This window comes from Bradyrhizobium sp. STM 3809 (assembly GCF_000239795.1).
Taxonomy (GTDB): domain Bacteria; phylum Pseudomonadota; class Alphaproteobacteria; order Rhizobiales; family Xanthobacteraceae; genus Bradyrhizobium.
This window is the reverse complement of record NZ_CAFJ01000056.1, coordinates 1-2070: the sequence shown is the minus strand read 5'-3', so window position 1 is coordinate 2070 and position 2070 is coordinate 1. Positions and strand designations below refer to the sequence as shown.

The following is a 2070-nucleotide window of genomic DNA, read 5'->3' as shown; positions in this document are numbered from 1 at the left end:
TGGTGGCGGAGGCGGCTGCGGCGGCTGCAGCTGACCATCACTCGCGCGGCCTAGGCCACGGTCCCAGATACTTTTTAATTCGCGTCCGACGCGGCATCCTGCATAAACGTTCAACGAGGTCAGCAGGGGCCAGTCTGGTGTGGCGTGACGTCTCCTTGACGATGTTCTTGATTGCGCTGATTGCGTCGAGCGTCCTGCCTCCGTTTCGCAAGACCAAGCGAAAGCCGGTGCCATTTGATCCGGCACGGCCTTATCGAGCCTACACGAGAGAGTTCGACATCGAAATCCGCTCCGAGGAGCTGGATAGTTTCCTGGCGACGCTCAGCGATGCAGAGCGAAGCTGGGTGAAGCGCTATCCTGCGGTCGATCCTGCGCCGCTATTCGCGCTCGAAAAGGACTTGGCGGCGCGAGCCGCGACGGACCGCAAGACGCCTGCGTCGGGCGAGGCGACCGATACGTTGGTGACGCTGCTGATCGATCATTCCGGATCGATGCGTGGAGATCCCATCCTGTTCGCGGCCCGCGCCGCGCTGGTCGCATCCGATCTGCTGAAGCGGCTTGGCGCCAAACACGAGGTGCTCGGCTTCACCACCGTTCGCTGGCGAGGCGGCCGAAGCCGGGAGAAGTGGCAAACGGACGGACGGCCGCCATATCCCGGGCGGCTGAACGATCTGCTGCACATCGTGTATTGCAGTGCTGGCGAGTCGCTGACCGCGCAACGCTGCGCGCCGATGCTGATGCCCGGACTGCTCAAGGAAAATATCGATGGCGAAGCCATCGCCTGGGCGGCGGCGCGGCTACGGCAACGCGCGGAGCGGCGCAAACATCTGATCGTGCTGTCCGACGGCGCGCCGGTGGACGATTCCACGCTCGCCGAGAACGGCGAGCGCTATCTTCATCATCACCTGCCCGAGCAGGTCCGGGAGATCGAGGCTGCGGGGGACATCCGGATCGCGGCGATCGGGATTGGCGAATACCCCGTCGCTCACTCCTACCGCGACGGCATCGAGCTCGGTGCTCCCGAGCAGCTGGAGAGCACCGTGGTCGCTCTCATCGAGCGGTTGTTGAACGAAAGTGCCTGAGACGTTCGCCTGCACCGGTCCTAACGCTCAATCGTTCTTCGCCAGCACCTCGCGCAACGCGTCCGTCAGGCGCGCGAGCTCCGGCTCGGAGCCGATCGTGATGCGCAGATAATCCGCGATGCGCGGCGCGGTGAAATGGCGGACCAGCACGGCGCGCTCGCGCAAGGCCGCGGCGAGCGCCTGGCCCGAGCGGTCCGGATGCCGCGCGAACACGAAATTGGCGCTGGACGGCAGCACCTCGAAGCCGAGCCGCACCAGCGCGGCGGTGAGGTCGGCGCGATTCTGCATGATGGCCGCGCGCGCCTGCTGGAAATGCGCTTCGTCTTCGATCGAGGCGATCGCACCCGCCTGGGCGGGGCGGCCGAGCGGATAGGAGTTAAAGCTGTCCTTGACCCGCGTCAGCCCCTCGATGAGTTCGGCATGGCCGATCGCATAGCCGACACGCAATCCTGCGAGCGCGCGCGACTTCGACATCGTCTGCACCACCAGCAGGTTCGGATAGTCGCGGATCAGCGGGATCGCCGTCTCGGCGCCGAAATCGACATAGGCCTCGTCGATCACGACCACGCTGTCGCTGCGCGCCGCCGCCAGCCGCGCGATCTCGGCGCGCGACAGCGCAATGCCGGTCGGCGCATTCGGATTGGCGATGATCACCGGTCCAGGGCGGCCCATATAGTCGTCGATGCGCACCCGCATCTCGGCGTCGAGCGGAACGGTGGTGGAGTCGATCCCGAGCAGCCGGCAATAGACAGGATAGAAACTGTAGGTCACATCGGGGAACAGCAGCGGCGAAGGCTGCTTGAGCAGCGCCGCAAAGGCGTGCGCGAGCACCTCGTCGGAGCCGTTGCCGACGAAGACCTGCGCGGGCGAGACCTTGTGATAGTCGGCGAGCACCTCGCGTAGGCGCGTCGCCTGCGGATCGGGATAGAGCCGCAATGTGTCGGCCGCAGCCGCCCGGATGGCCTCGATCGCCAGCGGCGACGGTCCG

Annotated in this window: 2 protein-coding genes; one reads left to right on the top strand and one right to left on the bottom strand. The window is 65.9% G+C overall.

What is annotated here, in order from left to right; translation table 11 throughout:
* A partial coding sequence (locus tag BRAS3809_RS02425; RefSeq protein ID WP_240535580.1) for a cobaltochelatase CobT-related protein occupies positions 1–1082 on the top strand: 1082 nt, incomplete at its 5' end.
* A 27-nt stretch (positions 1083–1109) separates the two neighbouring features.
* Here BRAS3809_RS02425 and BRAS3809_RS02420 read toward each other — a convergent pair.
* The coding region (locus BRAS3809_RS02420; protein WP_035655099.1) for a pyridoxal phosphate-dependent aminotransferase at positions 1110–2070 on the bottom strand (961 nt) is incomplete at its 5' end.